The following is a 14,644-nucleotide window of genomic DNA, read 5'->3' on the forward strand; positions in this document are numbered from 1 at the left end:
AGATCAGGCCGCGCACCAGGTGCCGCCGCTCGGGCTTGAGCTCGTAGTACTCGCCGCGGAACGGCACGATCCGCGCGCTCGGCGTCAGCCCGGCGAGGCGGGCGATCCGGTCGGCGTGCAGGCCCGCGCAGTTGACCAGTGCGCTGCCGTGGATCACCTCGGTGCCGGTGGCGACCTCGACGCCGCCGTGCGCGCCGGTGCGGATGCCCAGCGCGGAGGTGCCCAGCCGCAGGTCGGCACCCGCTTCGTCGAGCAGCCGCACGAGCGCGGCGCAGACGGCGGGGAAGTCGATGATGCCGGTGGACTCGACCCGCAGCGCGCCCACGCAGGAGACCTCGGGCTCGTACTCGCGGGCCTCGTCCGGCGTGATCAGCTTCGCCGGGACGCCGTTGGCCTCGGCCCGCTCGGCCAGCGTTCGCAGCGCGGGGAGCTCGGCGTCGGAGGTCGCGACGACGAGCTTGCCGCAGACCTCCACCGGCACCCCGTACTGCCGCGCGAAGTCCACAATGGACCTGTTGCCCGCGGTGGACATGGTGGCCTTGGCCGAACCCGGCTTGTAGTACAGCCCGGCATGCACCACGTTGGAGTTGTGCCCGGTCTGGTGGGCCGCCCAGTGGTCTTCCTTCTCCAGCACGGTCACGTCCTGGCCCCGCCTGGTGAGTTCCCAGGCCACGGCCAGTCCGACGATCCCGCCACCGATGACTACGACGTTGCGCACGATCGACCAGGTTACGCGGGGCCCTTTCGACTGTCCCTGAAGGCCACCATCACGGCGTTTTACGCCGTGATGGTGGCCTTCAGGGACAGTCACGCAGCTACTGGGGCTGGTTCGGTGGGGCGTCTTCGAGGACCTTCGGGACGCCGCGCATGGTGAACAGGACGCTTGTCGCGAGGGCCGCCATCAGCGCCGCCGAGCAGAGCATCGTCACGTGGACGCCGTCGACGAACGCGTGCCGCGCGGTGGCCAGTACCGCGTCGCCCACGGACGAGGGCAGTTGTGCGGACACCTGCACCGCGCCACCGAGGGTTTCGCTGACCGCCGCGGGCAGGCCGGGAGGCAGCACGAGGCCGTCGCGGTAGATCGCGCCGAGGACGCTGCCGAGGATCGCGATGCCCAGCGCGCCGCCGAGCTCGGTCGCCGTTTCGGAGATCGCCGACGCCGCGCCCGCCCGTTCCCTGGGCACGACGCCGAGCACGGTGTCGGTCGCCACGGTCAGGATGAGCGCGAGCCCGGTGCCGAACACGATCATCGCGAGCAGCAGGTACGGGTAGTCCACGACCACGCCGATCCGGGCGTAGAGCAGGAAGCCAGCCGCGGACAGCGCGCAGCCCGCGGCCACCGTCGCCGCCCGGCCGAAGGCCTTGATGACCAGCCCGGACAGCGTCCCGCCGACCAGCGCGCCCGCCATGCCCGGCAGCCCCGCGAGGCCCGCCTTCAGTGGCGACCAGCCGACCACCAGCTGGAGGTACTGCGCCAGCGTCAGCGACACGGCGAGCTGCGCGAACATCGCGACGACCGTGGTGCCGACGGTCGCGGAGAACGCGCGTCCGGCGAACAGCCGCAGGTCCATCAGCGGTTCGGCCAGCCGTCGCTGCCGCAGCACGAACCAGCCGAGGCCGCCGACCCCCAGGACGGCGGCCGCGAGCACGTCCGCTTGCCCAAGGCCGTGGTGGGCGATCTCCTTGATCGAGTAGACGACGCCGAGCACGCCGAGCACCGAAAGCGCCACGCTGGGCACGTCGAGCCGTCCCGGCGCCGGGTTGCGCGACTCCGGGAGCACCAGTGCCCCGGCGACCAGCAGGAGCACGACCACCGGCACGTTCACCAGGAAGACCGAGCCCCACCAGAAATGCGCCAGCAGCGCACCGCCGACGAGCGGGCCGAGGCCGAAACCGAGGATGGTCAGGCCGCTGGAGATACCGATCGCGGCCGTGCGCTCCTTGCCGGTGAAGACGTTGCGGATGATCGACAGCGTCGACGGCATCAGCGTCGCCGCCGAGACGCCGAGCAGCGCGCGCGTGACGATCAGCAGCTCCGCGCTCGTCGCGTACGCCGTCGCGGCCGACGCGATCCCGAACACCGCCGCGCCGATCAGCAGCAGCTTCTTCCGGCCGATCCGGTCGCCGAGGTTGCCCATCGTGATCAGCAGCCCGGCCAGCGCGAAGCCGTAGACGTCGGCGATCCAGAGCACCTGCGTGGTGCTCGGGTGCAGCGCCTCGGACAGCGCCGGGATCGCCAGGTGGAGGACGGTCATGTCGATCGCGATGAGGAGTTGGGCCAGTACGCAGACGCCCAGGATGCCCGCTTTGCGCCCCTTGCCGATGTCAGTCATGAGGGTGTCAGTCATGAGGGTGAAGGTGCCCGGCCGGGCTGACCGTTCGCGCACCGTCCGCTGACGGTGGTGTCAGCCGCTCGGAAGGGTGACCCCGGCCGTGGTGAGGGCCTTGGTCGTGGTCATCGCCAGCCCCAGGCCGTACGCCCGGTCGAACGCCTCGTCGCCGATGAGCGCCCTGGCCGCCGAACGGACCCTGGCGACGTCGGGGTCCACCGCCAGTGCCATCCCGCGCACCGCCGCCCCCGCGCCCAGCAGCATCGCCGCCCGCTCGGCCTCGCCGTCCAGCTGCGCGACCCCGGCGAGGCCTTCCAGCGCGTTGGCCACCTCGGTGCTCGCGTGCCAGCGGTACGACGATTCCAGCGCCTGCCGGTGCAGCCGCGCGGCTTCGCCGGTCGCGCCCTCCGCACCCGCCACCCAGCCGAGTGACACGAGCGCGCTGGCCCGCGCGCCTTCGGTGGAGAACGCCCCCAGGCGGCATTCCGCGAGGGCGCGCTCGCTCAGCAACCGCGCGGTGGCCAGGTCACCCTCCCACCTCGCCAGCTGCGCGAGCCCGACATACCCGGCCGCGCGCGCCTCGGGCATCCCGGACCGCCGCGCGAGGTCGACGGACAACTCGTAGTCAGCGCGCGCGCCCGCGAGCTCGCCGAGCCGGGCCCGCCGGTCGGCGCGGCGGCAGAGCAGGTCGGTCGTCTCGTCGGTCGCGCCGAGCTCGCGCATCAGCAGCAGGGCCTCGTCCATCAGCCCGAGCGCCTCGGGCGCGCCGCGCCAGCCCAGCACCTCCGACAGGTGGTCGAGCGACATCGCCAGCCCCCAGCGCTCGCCGAGCGCCCGGAACCGCGCCTCGCCTGCGCGCAGGCCCTCCTCCGCGCCCGCGAGGTCACCGGCCAGCATCGCCCGCAGTCCGCCGCCGGTGTGGATCAGCGCCGCCGTCCACGGGTCCGCCTGGTTCATGATCGCGGTCTGACGCAGGTACAGCGGGCTGTCGTCCTCCGGCGGGCCGACCACCAGGCTGAACAGCAGGTGCAGCGCCGGGAGCCGGGTCGTCCACGACCAGTCGGTCGCGTAGCGCTCGGTCAGCGAGCGGTACGGCTTGAGCGCCTCGTCCTCCGGCGCCGCGGACATGGCGATGAGCAGGCAGAGCAGGAATTCGTCGAGCAGCTCCTCCGGCGGTGACCCGTGGAGCCGCTTCACCAGTTCGAGCGACAGCATCGCGCCTTCGAACCGGCGCCCGCGCATCCACCAGTAGGTGGCCAGCGAGGCGATCAGCCGCAGCGCCAGCGGGACGTCCGCTCCGGTCGCCCAGCGCAGCGCGGCCAGGACGTTGTCGTACTCGGCGTCAACCGTGTCGAGCCACTTCAGCTGCTCGGCGGTGCGCAGCTTCGGGTCGGCTTCCTCGGTCAGCCGGACGAAGTGCTCGGCGTGCGCGCGCCGCAGCTGTTCGGTCTCGTGAGCGTCGTCGAGCCGTTCGGCGCAGAACGCCGCGATCGTCTCCAGCATCCGGTAGCGGTCCCCGGCGAGCTCGACCAGCGATTTGTCGACCAGCCCGGCCAGCACGCCGACGGTGTCGCCGACCCCGGTGACCCGTCCGGCCGCCGCGAGCGTCGCCCCGCCCGCGAACACGGTCAGCCTGCGAGCGAGGACGCGCTCCTCGTCGCCGAGCAGGTCCCAGCTCCATTCGACGACGCCGCGCAGCGTCCGGTGCCGCGTCTCGGCCGTGCGGCTGCCTCGCGAGAGGAGCCGGAAGCGGTCGTCGAGCCGGGCCGCGATCTCCCCGACCGGCAGCGCGCGCACCCGCGCGGCGGCCAGCTCGATGGCCAGCGGCAGGCCGTCCAGCGCGGCGCAGATGTGCTGGACGTCGCCGATCGTGGTCTCGTCCACGAGGAACGACGGATCGCTCGCGGACGCCCGGTCCGCGAACAGCCGCACCCCCGCGAAGTCCAGCGAAGGCCCGGCCGGGGTGCCCGGCGGCGGCACGGCGAGGCGGGGCACCGGCGAGAGCCGCTCGCCCGGCACGCCCAGCGGCTCGCGGCTGGTCGCGAGGATCCGCAGCCCGGGGCACGCGGCCAGCAGGCGCGCGGCGAGCCGGGCGGCGGCCTCGACGACGTGCTCGCAGTTGTCCAGCACGAGCAGCGTCGAACGGTCGGCGAGCGCGGCGACCAGCCGCTCGGCCGGATCCTGCGCGACGCCGCCCGGGACGGCTCTGTTCGTCGTCGCCGCGCGCAGTCCCAGCGCGGCGATCACCGCGGGCGCGACCTCGGCGCCGTCGCCGTGCGGGGCGAGCTCGACGAACGCCCGCTCACCCCGTTCGGCGGTGGCGGCCTCGATCGCGAGCCGCGTCTTTCCGGTGCCGCCGGGGCCGGTGAGCGTCACGAGCCGTCCGTTCGCGAGCAGCCCCGCGACCTGGCGGAGCTCGTCGTCCCGGCCGACGAAGCTGGTCAGCTGCGCGGGCAGGGTGACCACCGCGAGTGGCTGCGGCTCGCCCCGCAACGCCGTGAGGTGGGCCTGCGCCAGCTCGGCGCCGGGATCCGCGCCGAGCTCCTCGGCCAGCACGCGCCGGGCGTCCTCGAAGGCGGCGAGCGCGTCGGCCCCGCGTCCGGTGTGGTGCAGCGCGCGGACGAGCTGGGCGCGCGGGCGTTCCCGCAGCGGCTGCGCGGTGACGATCTCCCGCAGCTCGGCCACGACGTCCGCGGCCCGGCCCGTCGCGAGCTCGGTCTCGATCCGGTCCTCGGCCGCGGTGAGCCGCAGCTCTTCCAGCCGGGTCGCCTGCGAGGCGGCGAACGGGGCGTCGGTGAGGTCGGCGAAGGCTGGGCCGCGCCACAACGCCAGCGCGTCGCGAAGCAGCTTCCCCGCCTGAGCGTGCTCCCCGGCCGACAGAGCCCGGCGGCCTTCATCGGCAAGCCACTCGAACCGGTGAACGTCGACGTCCCCGGGTTCGGCGGCCAGGCGGTAGCCCGCGGCGGTGAACTCGACCGGCGCGACGTCCTTGAGCGCCTGCCGCAGCCGCGACACCTGCGACTGGAGCGCGTTCGCGGCCCCCTCGGGCGGGTGTTCGCCGTACAGGCCGTCGATGAGCCGCTGGGCCGGGACGACCCGGCCCGCCTCCAGTGCGAGCAGTGCCAAGAGTGCCCGCGAACGGGGTCCCCCGATCGTGATCGCGGTGCCGTCGGCGCGGCGAACCTCGGTCGCCCCCAGCACGCCGAATCGCATGTGGTGAAGTCTAGGGGCGGGGACGCGCGGTCGTGACCATCGTGTCCCCGGCTACCCGCACCACCACCTGGGGACGAAGTTGACGCCGTATACACTCTGGCGCGTCCACGCGCAACGGGAGAGTAATGACCGCCGGACCTGATCACCAGACCATCGCCCTCGGCCAGCCGACCGTCGGAGAAGAAGAGCTCGCCGCGGTGGCGGAGGTCTTCCGCTCCGGATGGCTCGCCGGCGCCGGGCCCGCCTGCCGCCGCTTCGAAGAGCGGTTCGCCAAGACAGCGGGCACCGCGCACGCGCTGAGCACCAGCAATTGCGGTTCCGCCCTGTTCCTCGGCCTCAAGGTCCTCGGCGTCCAGCCGGGCGACGAGGTCATCGTCGGGGACTACACCTTCCCGGCCACCGGCCACTCCGTGCTGCAGGTCGGCGCCACCCCGGTGTTCGCCGACATCCGCCCGGACATCTGGAGCGCCGATCCGGCCGCGGTCGAGGCCGCCATCACCCCGCGCACCGTCGGCATCCTCGCCGTCGACGTCGCCGGGCAGCCCGGTGACTTCGACGAGTACCGCGCCATCGCCGACAAGCACGGCCTGTGGCTGTTCGAGGATGCCGCGTGCTCGGCGGGCGCGACCTACAAGAACCGCCCGGCGGGCAGCCTCGCCGACATCGCCGCGTTCTCGTTCCACGGCCGCAAGGGCATCACCGCGGGCGAGGGCGGCGCGCTGGTCTCCGACCGCGAGGACCTCATCGCGCACGCCAGGAAGCTGCACACCTACGGCATCGAGCCCGCCATCTCGCGTGAAGGATCCGGCGGCTTGCCGATCCCGAGCTTCCACGAGCTGGGCTACAACTTCCGGCTCTCGGACATCCAGGCCGCCATCATGGGTGTCCAGCTCGACCGCCTGCCCGACCTGCTGGCCTCGCGCCGTTCGGTCGCCAAGCTTTACAACGAGGCTTTCACCGAGCTGGACGGTGTCACCACGCCCGTCGAGCTCCCGGACCGCGAGCACCCCTGGCAGTCGTACATCCTCACCGTCGCCCCGGAGCTCAGCCGCGACGACATCGCCTTGCGCCTGCGCGCCCAGGGTGTCCAGTGCAACTTCGGCACCTACGCCTCGCACGTCCAGCCGCTCTACGGCAAGACGGAGACCCTGCCGGTCTCCGCGGACGCCTTCACTCGCCACCTGGCGATCCCGATGCACGCCAACCTGACCGAAACCGAGGTCGAGCGGGTCGTCGAGACGGTCCGTGAAGCCGTGAACGCCCTCTCGTGAGCTACGTCGTCGAACAAGGAGATACCGCGAACATGTCCGACAAGAAGGTTTTCTTCACCGGTGGCGGCGGATTCATCGCCTCACACGTGGTCCCCCTGCTGATCGACGGTGGCTACACGGTCCGCATCTTCGACAACATGAACCGTGGCGACCGCACCCGGATGAACGAGTTCATCGCCACCGGCAAGGTCGAGCTGATCGAAAAGGACGTCCGCTACGGCGGCGCTGTGCGCGAGGCCATGCAGGGCTGCTCACACGTGATCCACTTCGCAACGGTGTCGATCAACAAGTCCGTTGCCGACCCGCACGAGTCGATCGACATCAACATGACCGGCAACCACAACGTCTTCGCGGCCGCCGCGGACCAGGGTGTCGAGCGCCTGGTGTTCGCGTCGACCGCCTCGGTGTACGGCGAGCCCGAGCGGCTCCCGATGCACGAGGACGACGAGCTCCGCCCGCTGACGCCGTACTGCATCACCAAGCGGGCCGGCGAGGACCTGCTGGGCTTCTACCAGCGCACCAAGGGACTGTCCTGGAACGCGCTTCGCTTCTTCAATGTCTACGGCCCCGGCCAGAAGGTCGAGGCGTACTACACCTCGGTCATCAACCACTTCATCGAGCGGCTGAAGGCTGGCCAGCCGCCGGTCATCGACGGTCGCGGTGACCAGTCGATGGACTTCGTGCACGTCGCCGACCTCGCCCGTTCCGTGGTGCTGGCGCTCGAGTCCGAGCAGGCGAACCTGCCGATCAACATCGGCACTGGGATCGACACCTCGGTCGCGGCACTGGCGAAGACCCTCATCGATGCCGTCGGCGTCGATGTCGTGCCGCAGTTCAACGAGCGCGACGTGCTTGTTTCGCGCCGCGCCGCCGACATCACCCGTGCCCGCGAGGTGCTGGGCTGGGAGCCGCAGATCACCGTCGAAGAAGGTATGCGCCAGCTGGTCAAGGACTCGATGTGAGTTCCGCCGACGTGTTCTTCCCCGCGGAGGCGGCATGAGTTCCGCCGCGGGCCCGGCCGAAGGTAAAGCGATGCGCATAGTCGTGGTCAACAACTTCTTCCCGCCGCGAGTGGGTGGGAGTGCGCACATGTCGGCTTCGCTGGCCGAGCAGTACGCGGCCAGTGGCCATGAGGTGCTGGCCATCACAGCCGCCTACGGCGACGCCCCGGCGGACGAGATCAAGGACGGCTACCGGACGGTCCGGTTTCCCGCGATGAAGATGCCGCAGCTCGGCCTGTCGATCGACTTCGACATGAGCTTCGCCTCGGTGCGGCCGGGTAACTGGCGGAAGCTGTTCAAGCTGCTCGACGAGTTCCGGCCGGACGCGATCCACCTGCACGGCCAGTTCTTCGACCTGTCGTGGATGGCCGGGCTGTACGCGCGGCGGCGCAAGCTGCCGATGCTGCTGACCATCCACACGCTGCTGATCAGCGACAACAAGCTGTACGGCACGGTCTTCCGCATGCTCGACGCGATGCTGGTCAAGCCGATCCTCAAGTACCTGAAGCCGCGGTACATCCTGCTCGACAAGCTGGGTGTGGACTACTGCGTCGACCGGTACGGCACCAGTGACGCCAACTCGGAGTACTTCCCGATCGCGGTCGACACCGGCCACTTCGAGAAGCCGCTCGCCAAGGACGTCCGAGCGGAGTACGAGATCGGCGACGGGCCGCTGATCGTCTCCCTCGGGCACGTCATCCCGCTGCGCAACCGGCTGCCGCTGGTCGAAGCGCTGCCGTCCATTGTGGACAAACACCCCGAGGTGAAGGTGCTCGTGGTCGGGCACGTCTACCACGACGCTTTCCTCAAGCGGGCCAAGGAACTGGGCGTCTTCGACACGCTGATCGTGGCTGGCGTGGTGCCGAAGTCCGACGTCCCGTCGTACTTCGCGGCGGCGGACATCGTCACGCACGACCTGCACGGCGGGTGCGGGACCGCGTCGCTGGAGGCGATGCTCTCGGGCACCGCGACCATCGCGTCGGTCACCGAGGACAACTACCCCGGTATCGAGCTGCACAACGGCGAGAACATCCTCCTGGTCAAGCCCGACGATTCGGCCGCCGTCGCGCGGACGGTCATCGAGCTGCTCGACGACCCGGAGCACCGCGCGGTCATCGCGCAGCGCGAGAGTGCCATGGTGCGGGCCAACTTCGCGCTCGAAGTCGTCGCGGAGGAGCACCTGCGCACCCTCGACAAGCTGGTGACCGAGAGCCGAGGGCATGTTCTCTGACGACGAGCGCAGCAACCGGCTGCGTCCGCAGATCCTCAACGACGTGGTCGGGCAGTACCTGAACGACGCGGAGCGCGCGAAGTTCCTCGGGCTGCCCGAAACCACGCGGATCCGGGAACGGGCGAAGATCATCAGCCCGGAGAACCTGACGATCGGCGAGCACTGCTGGATCGGCGAGGGCGCGGTGCTGGACGCCAGCGGCGGGCTGGAGATCGGTGAGCACACGAGCATCGGGCTCAACACGCTGATCTTCACGCACTCCAGCTGGCTGGCGAACATGACGCTGCAGAACCACTCCGGCAGCGACCTGATCGAGCGCAAGCCGGTGAAGATCGGCAAGGGCTGTTTCATCGGCGGCCTGGTGGTCATCATGGCCGGGGTGACGATCGGCGACTTCGCCACCGTGCAGCCGAACTCCGTGGTGGCCAAGGACGTCCCGTCGCGCACCCTGGTGGCGGGCAACCCGGCCCGGGTGTTCCAGCGCTACGACGACGAGTACATCCAGGCCGAGGTGGAGCGCGTCCGCACCGAGAACGAGCGGCGCCGGAAGCTGGCCGCCGAGCGCGGCGGCGACGTCTCCGGCTGGGGTGCCCCGTCAGGCGACTTCTCTGACTAGCGAGGTCTTGGACCGGCGTGAGACCATGACCAGGTCACTGGCGGTGAGGAGAGGTGAATGAGCGTCCTGAGCTGGCCGCATGACTTCCTGACCCTCGATGACTGGATCGCGCTGCCGGAAACGCCTGAATTCCGGTTCGAAGTCGTAGAAGGAGTCTTGATCGTGTCGCCGCGTCCGTTGTCGTTCCATCAACGCGCGGTCACCCGGCTGGGGTACCTGATCAACGAGCAGCTCCCGGCCGAGTACAGCGCGTTGTCCGAGGTCGACGTGGTGCTGGTCGAGACGCCGCTGACGGTTCGCGCACCTGACGTCATGATCACCGAGACCGTCTGGGCGGACAAAAATCCGGCGCGTTACCACGCTGGGGACGTGCGCCTGGCGATCGAGGTGCTCTCCGAGGGCAGCGTCCGCACCGACAAGGTGACGAAGTTCTCCGAGTACGCCGAGGTCGGGATCGAGCATTACTGGATCGTCGACCTCGACGCTCCGGCCAGCATCACCACGTATGCCCTCATCGACGGCGAGTACGAGGACTTCGGCGAGCACGCGGGCGTAGTGAACCTCGAGTTCGCGGGCGCGCCGCTCGTGCTCGACCTGAACGCCCTCACCACCGCCAGGGCCCAGCGCCTCTGACCCGTGTCCCCGTCCCCGTGATCGGCAGTACCGTGGGAGGGGACAGGGGAGGGGAGTGGCATGGCTCGTGGTGACGACGAGTTCATCGAGTTCGTCCAGGCTTCTTCCTCCCGGCTCGTGCACGCCGCGTACCTGCTGACCGGGGATCGTCACCAGGCCGAGGACGCCGCCCAGACGGCCCTCGCCCGCACCTACGCTGCTTGGGGCCGGGTCCGTCACAAGGACGCGTACGCCTACACGCGCACGGTGCTCGCCAACCACGTCATCGACGGGTGGCGCCGCCCGATCCGTGAGCACGCCACCGAGCAGGTGCCGGAGCGGCCCGCCCCCGGCGACGTCGCCACCGCGGTCACCCAGCGGGAGTGGCTGCTGCAGGCCCTCGACGCGCTCACCGCCCGCGAACGCGCCGTGGTCGTGCTGCGGCACTTCTTCGACCTTCCCGAGGCTGGCGTAGCCTCTGAACTGGGCGTTTCCGTGGGCACCGTGAAGAGCACGAACTTCCGGGCACTGGCGAAGCTGCGGATCTCGGCCGAGCCGGACGACCCGGCGCAGCCGTCCACGCTGATCGGGGGGAGGGAACGATGAACGATCTCGAGTCGTTGCGCTCGGCCTTGCACGAGCAGCCATCCGAACCGCAGCCGCCGCTCGATCTCGGGCTGATCATGGCCAAGGGCAAGCAGATCCGCCGCCGTCGCCGCCTCGTGGCCGGTGGTGGGGGAGTCGCCGCGGCCGCCGCGGTGGTCGCGATCGTCTTCGCCGCAGCCCAGCTTCGGCAGCCCGCGAACACCACCACCGCCGCCCAGCCCCCCGCGCTGGTCACCTCCTCCGCCGCTTCGCCGTCTGTTGTCGCTCCGGCGGCCCCGTCGCCTCCGGAGTCGAACCTCCCGCTGGGCGAGGTCGTCTCCACCGGGATCAAGGACAAGGCGGGCGAGGTGGTGTTCTACGGGGTCAAGGTCGACCTGCCGGTCGATCTGCCGGGCGTCGGCTTCGGCGTCATGGCCGGGCACCGGAACACCGCCGGGCAGCTGACCACCGAGCTGGAATGCAACGAGACCCGTGGCTCGGACCGTTCACCGGGCTTTCACTGCGTCGACGGCGGTGAGACGTCGCCGCAGGGCACCGTGATCCCGGTGTTCGGCTACTTCGCCGGGCCGGTCGCGAGAATCACCACGACCGCGCACGGCAAGACGGTGCAGGCGAGGCTCGCGCCGTGGAGTAAGGACCCGCAGGTCGTCTTCTTCTGGTTCGACCCGGCGCTGGTGGAGTCGTCAAACGTGCTGACGCCGCCGATCGCCTTTGACGCGGCGAACAAGCGCATCTCCCCGTGATCGGGTCCGGCCCGATCACGGGGAGCGAGCAGTCAGACTGGCAGGGAGGCCTGCTTGAGGACCTCGGCGACGACGCGGTGCGACGGCAGGATCGAGTCCCGCTCGATGGCCGCGTCGACCTTGCCCTCCAGCAGGTCGATGAACCTGTCCAACTGGGTGGCGAGCGGTTCGCGCGCGGTGACCAGCTCGGGGATCTCGATGATCGTCTGCTGCCGGTAACCGAGGCCGTCCGGCGTCGCCGAGTCGTGGGAGACGTGCCGGTAGATCGTGACGTCGCGGCGCAGCAGGTCGATCTCGATCAGCCTGTCCAGTTCGGACACGACCAGTGACCTGACCTTGCGCTGTCCCAAGCGGGACGCCGAAACCGTGGCGAGCCCGGTCTCGAACGAGAGCACCGTCTCGACGGTGTCCTCGGCGCCCCCGACGGAGTCGGGGTGGAAGTAGCCCGCGCCCGACGTCACCCGGCCGGGCGAGGTGCCGCCGAAGAACTGGATCGCGATGTCGACGTCGTGGACCAGCAGGTCCCAGGACACGCCGGTCTTGATCCGGGGGGCGTACGGGCCGTGGCGGCGTGCCATCAGGTGCACCGGCTCGTTGATCAGGGCGCGCGCCGTCATGACCGCCGGGTTGTACCGCTCCAGCAGCCCGCACATCAGCGGGACGTCCTTGCTCGCGGACAGCCCGACGATCTCCTCGGACAGCTCGAGGCTGTTGCAGACCGGCTTCTCGACGAGCAAAGGCTTGCCCTGCCCCAGAACTTCCTGGGCGAGCTCGTGGTGCACCTCGGTCGCCGAGGCCAGCACCACAGCGTCCACATCGGACAGTGAGTCGATCTCCGGTGTCCACTTGGTCTCGAACCGCTCGGCGACGTCGCGGCCGGCGGCCTCGCGCGGATCGATCACGCGAACCAGCTCGACCCGCTCGTTCGCTTTGAGGACACGGGCGTGCAGCGTGCCCATGTTGCCGGTGCCGATGAGAGCGATCTTGTGCGTCACGCGCCAAGCACCTCGCGAACGGTCTCGATGATGGTGTCCAGTTCGGACTCGGTCAGCTTGGGGTGCACCGGCAGCGAAAGTGCCTGCGCGGCAACGGAAACCGCCACCGGGAAGTCCTCGACCGACGCGTCCGGGATCAGCTCGTGGCCGCGGTAGCAGTCGTAGTCGAAGACGATCTTCGGGTAGTAGACGCCGTTGCCGATGCCGCGCTCGGTGAGCGCCGCGGCCAGCTCGTCGCGCGAGAGGAACGCGTGCGGGCCGACGAGCACGGTGTACTGGTGCCACACGTGTTCACGGCCCGGCAGCACCACCGGGGTGGTGAGGCCGGGAGTGCCTTCGAGGCCCTCGGACAGCCGCTTCGCGTTGGCCTGGCGGGCCGCGGTGAGCTCGTCGAGCTTCTCCAGCTGCGGGATGCCGACCGCGGCGTGCAGGTCGGTCATCCGGTAGTTGTGCCCGGCGACCTCGTACTGGTAGCGGGCGCGCATGCCCTGGTTGCGCAGCACGCGCAGCTTGTCGGCCAGCGCGTCGTCGTCCGTGGTGATCACGCCGCCCTCGGCGGTGGTGATGTTCTTCGTCGCGTACAGCGAGAAGCAGCCGATGCCGAACGAACCGGCGGGCTTGCCCTCGAACGACGCGCCCACGGCCTGCGCGGAGTCCTCGATGACGTGCAGCCCGTGCTCGGCGGCCAGCGGCGCCAGCTTGCCCATGTCCGCGGTCTGGCCGTAGAGGTGGACCGGCATCAGGACCTTGGTGCGCGGGGTGATCGCCGCGGCGACCGCGTCCGGGTCGAGCGCGAAGTCGTCACGCCGGATGTCGGCGAACCGGACCGTCGCGCCCGCCTCCAGGATCGCGTTCAGCGTTGCGACGAAAGTGAACGGCGAGGTGATGACCTCGTCGCCCGGCCGCAGGTCCAGGGCTTGGATCGAGGCGACCAGCGCGGTCGTGCCGTTGTTGACGGCGATCGCGTGCTTGGTGCCGGAGACGCCGGCGAAAGCGTCCTCGAAACGCTTGACCATCGGACCCTGTGCGATGGCGCCGGAACGCAGCACCTCGACGACGAGGTCTTCCGCATCGCGGACATCGACCACGGTAATGGGAATCATCTGCAGTCTCTCTCGGCCGGCGGTTTCGGTGCGTCCGGTACAGTGAGCCGCCGGTTCTGCGTCCGGCGGCTCCCAACGCGGGCCACACGTTACCGCGAGCCGATGCCCACCCTTGACCCCAGGCCGTCCACGCAGCGAGAAGGCGGCCGCCGACGAACGGACTCCCTGTGGCCAACCGCATTCACCCGACCGCCGTGATCGGCGAGGGGGTCGAGCTCGGCGACGGCAACATCGTCGGTCCGTACGCGGTGATCGTGGGCCCGACCACGATCGGCGACGAGAACTGGATCGGCCCGCACGTGACGATCGGGACGCCCGGCGAGGACCGCGGCCGCGAGCACCCGGCCGCCTGGGACGCCGCGCCGAAGGGTGACCCGGATCACGACGGTCACGGTGTGGTCATCGGCAGTCGCAACAGGTTGCGGGAGTACGTAAGCGTCCACCAGGGCACCTGGCGCACGACGACTATCGGTGACGACAGTTACTACTTGCGTAGCAGCCACGTCGCGCACGACTGCCTCATGGAGGACGGGCTCACGATGGCGACCAACGCCGTCACCGGCGGTCACTGCCACGTCTGGACCGGCGCGAACCTCGGTCTCGGCGCGATCCTGCACCAGCGGGCCGTGGTCGGCCCCGGCGCGATGGTCGGCATGGGGGCCGCGGTCCGTCACGAGGTCGGCGCGTTCCAGGTCAGCGTCGGGGTGCCGGCCAGGCCGACCAGGGTCAACGCTGTCTGGCTCTCCCGGCGTGGCCTGGACGACGCGACCATCGAGGGGCTCCGGCCGTGGATCCTGGGTGACGGCCCACTCCCCGGTGATGGGCTGCTCGACCGCCTGCCCGGTGACCTCTCTACCTTGGTGAAGGCGTGGGATGCCCGCCCGCGCCCAGAACACCAGTCCTGAGCATTGAGGAGATCCACC

13 protein-coding genes are annotated in these 14,644 nt (G+C 70.4%); 8 read left to right on the forward strand and 5 right to left on the reverse strand.

Features of this window, described 5'->3' with window-relative positions; all coding sequences use genetic code 11:
• The 3 genes from QMK34_RS35310 to QMK34_RS35320 form a co-directional block, all read right to left on the reverse strand.
• A partial coding sequence (locus QMK34_RS35310) for an FAD-dependent oxidoreductase (protein WP_326419053.1) occupies window positions 1–718 on the reverse strand: 718 nt, incomplete at its 3' end.
• A 97-nt stretch (window positions 719–815) separates the two neighbouring features.
• The gene (locus QMK34_RS35315; RefSeq protein ID WP_442785278.1) at window positions 816–2,348 is read right to left on the reverse strand and encodes an MFS transporter; all 1,533 of its coding nucleotides are present in this window, start codon (window positions 2,346–2,348) and stop codon (window positions 816–818) included.
• Between the two features lie 57 nt (window positions 2,349–2,405).
• Window positions 2,406–5,543: a BTAD domain-containing putative transcriptional regulator gene (locus QMK34_RS35320; RefSeq protein WP_326419054.1), complete on the reverse strand. Its 3,138-nt coding sequence runs from the start codon at window positions 5,541–5,543 to the stop codon at window positions 2,406–2,408.
• A 125-nt stretch (window positions 5,544–5,668) separates the two neighbouring features.
• Here QMK34_RS35320 and QMK34_RS35325 point away from each other — a divergent pair, with 125 nt between their 5' ends.
• The 7 genes from QMK34_RS35325 (at window position 5,669) to QMK34_RS35355 (ending at window position 11,623) form a co-directional block, all read left to right on the forward strand.
• Window positions 5,669–6,814 (forward strand): DegT/DnrJ/EryC1/StrS family aminotransferase, encoded by a 1,146-nt coding sequence (locus tag QMK34_RS35325; protein ID WP_326419055.1) that lies wholly within the window; start codon window positions 5,669–5,671, stop codon window positions 6,812–6,814.
• Window positions 6,815–6,846: 32 nt separating this feature from the next.
• A complete protein-coding gene (locus QMK34_RS35330) occupies window positions 6,847–7,776 on the forward strand; it encodes an NAD-dependent epimerase/dehydratase family protein (RefSeq protein WP_326419056.1) in 930 nt (309 codons plus the stop codon).
• Between the two features lie 70 nt (window positions 7,777–7,846).
• Complete coding sequence (locus tag QMK34_RS35335) at window positions 7,847–9,046, forward strand: glycosyltransferase family 4 protein (RefSeq protein ID WP_326419082.1); 1,200 nt, start codon at window positions 7,847–7,849, stop codon at window positions 9,044–9,046.
• Window positions 9,036–9,662 carry an acyltransferase gene (locus QMK34_RS35340; RefSeq protein WP_326419057.1) on the forward strand — a complete coding sequence of 209 codons (627 nt, stop codon included), beginning with the start codon at window positions 9,036–9,038 and terminating at the stop codon, window positions 9,660–9,662. Before QMK34_RS35335 ends, QMK34_RS35340 begins: the two co-directional genes overlap by 11 nt.
• A gap of 57 nt (window positions 9,663–9,719) precedes the next feature.
• Window positions 9,720–10,295, forward strand: coding sequence for a Uma2 family endonuclease (locus QMK34_RS35345; protein ID WP_326419058.1), 576 nt, complete (start codon window positions 9,720–9,722; stop codon window positions 10,293–10,295).
• Window positions 10,296–10,355: 60 nt separating this feature from the next.
• Complete coding sequence (locus tag QMK34_RS35350; RefSeq protein WP_326419059.1) at window positions 10,356–10,880, forward strand: SigE family RNA polymerase sigma factor; 525 nt, start codon at window positions 10,356–10,358, stop codon at window positions 10,878–10,880.
• A complete protein-coding gene (locus QMK34_RS35355; protein WP_326419060.1) occupies window positions 10,877–11,623 on the forward strand; it encodes a hypothetical protein in 747 nt (248 codons plus the stop codon). Before QMK34_RS35350 ends, QMK34_RS35355 begins: the two co-directional genes overlap by 4 nt.
• 32 nt (window positions 11,624–11,655) lie before the next feature.
• On the opposite strand, the gene QMK34_RS35360 is transcribed toward QMK34_RS35355, so the two are convergent.
• Window positions 11,656–12,618 (reverse strand): Gfo/Idh/MocA family protein, encoded by a 963-nt coding sequence (locus QMK34_RS35360; protein WP_326419061.1) that lies wholly within the window; start codon window positions 12,616–12,618, stop codon window positions 11,656–11,658.
• A complete protein-coding gene (locus tag QMK34_RS35365; RefSeq protein ID WP_326419062.1) occupies window positions 12,615–13,721 on the reverse strand; it encodes a DegT/DnrJ/EryC1/StrS family aminotransferase in 1,107 nt (368 codons plus the stop codon). The genes QMK34_RS35360 and QMK34_RS35365 overlap by 4 nt, the downstream gene beginning before the upstream one ends.
• 167 nt (window positions 13,722–13,888) lie before the next feature.
• Here QMK34_RS35365 and QMK34_RS35370 point away from each other — a divergent pair, with 167 nt between their 5' ends.
• Complete coding sequence (locus tag QMK34_RS35370; RefSeq protein WP_326419063.1) at window positions 13,889–14,626, forward strand: UDP-N-acetylglucosamine acyltransferase; 738 nt, start codon at window positions 13,889–13,891, stop codon at window positions 14,624–14,626.
• The last annotated feature ends 18 nt before the right edge of the window (window positions 14,627–14,644 follow it).

The sequence above is a fragment of the Amycolatopsis sp. H20-H5 genome (genome assembly GCF_035828755.1).
Classification (GTDB): Bacteria; Actinomycetota; Actinomycetes; order Mycobacteriales; family Pseudonocardiaceae; genus Amycolatopsis.

Coding starts and splice junctions, on each gene's coding strand:
- QMK34_RS35315 (WP_442785278.1), bottom strand. CDS start 2,348: ATGACTGACACCCTCATGACTGACATCGGCAAGGGGCGCAAAGCGGGC.
- QMK34_RS35320 (WP_326419054.1), bottom strand. CDS start 5,543: ATGCGATTCGGCGTGCTGGGGGCGACCGAGGTTCGCCGCGCCGACGGC.
- QMK34_RS35325 (WP_326419055.1), top strand. CDS start 5,669: ATGACCGCCGGACCTGATCACCAGACCATCGCCCTCGGCCAGCCGACC.
- QMK34_RS35330 (WP_326419056.1), top strand. CDS start 6,847: ATGTCCGACAAGAAGGTTTTCTTCACCGGTGGCGGCGGATTCATCGCC.
- QMK34_RS35335 (WP_326419082.1), top strand. CDS start 7,847: ATGCGCATAGTCGTGGTCAACAACTTCTTCCCGCCGCGAGTGGGTGGG.
- QMK34_RS35340 (WP_326419057.1), top strand. CDS start 9,036: ATGTTCTCTGACGACGAGCGCAGCAACCGGCTGCGTCCGCAGATCCTC.
- QMK34_RS35345 (WP_326419058.1), top strand. CDS start 9,720: ATGAGCGTCCTGAGCTGGCCGCATGACTTCCTGACCCTCGATGACTGG.
- QMK34_RS35350 (WP_326419059.1), top strand. CDS start 10,356: ATGGCTCGTGGTGACGACGAGTTCATCGAGTTCGTCCAGGCTTCTTCC.
- QMK34_RS35355 (WP_326419060.1), top strand. CDS start 10,877: ATGAACGATCTCGAGTCGTTGCGCTCGGCCTTGCACGAGCAGCCATCC.
- QMK34_RS35365 (WP_326419062.1), bottom strand. CDS start 13,721: ATGATTCCCATTACCGTGGTCGATGTCCGCGATGCGGAAGACCTCGTC.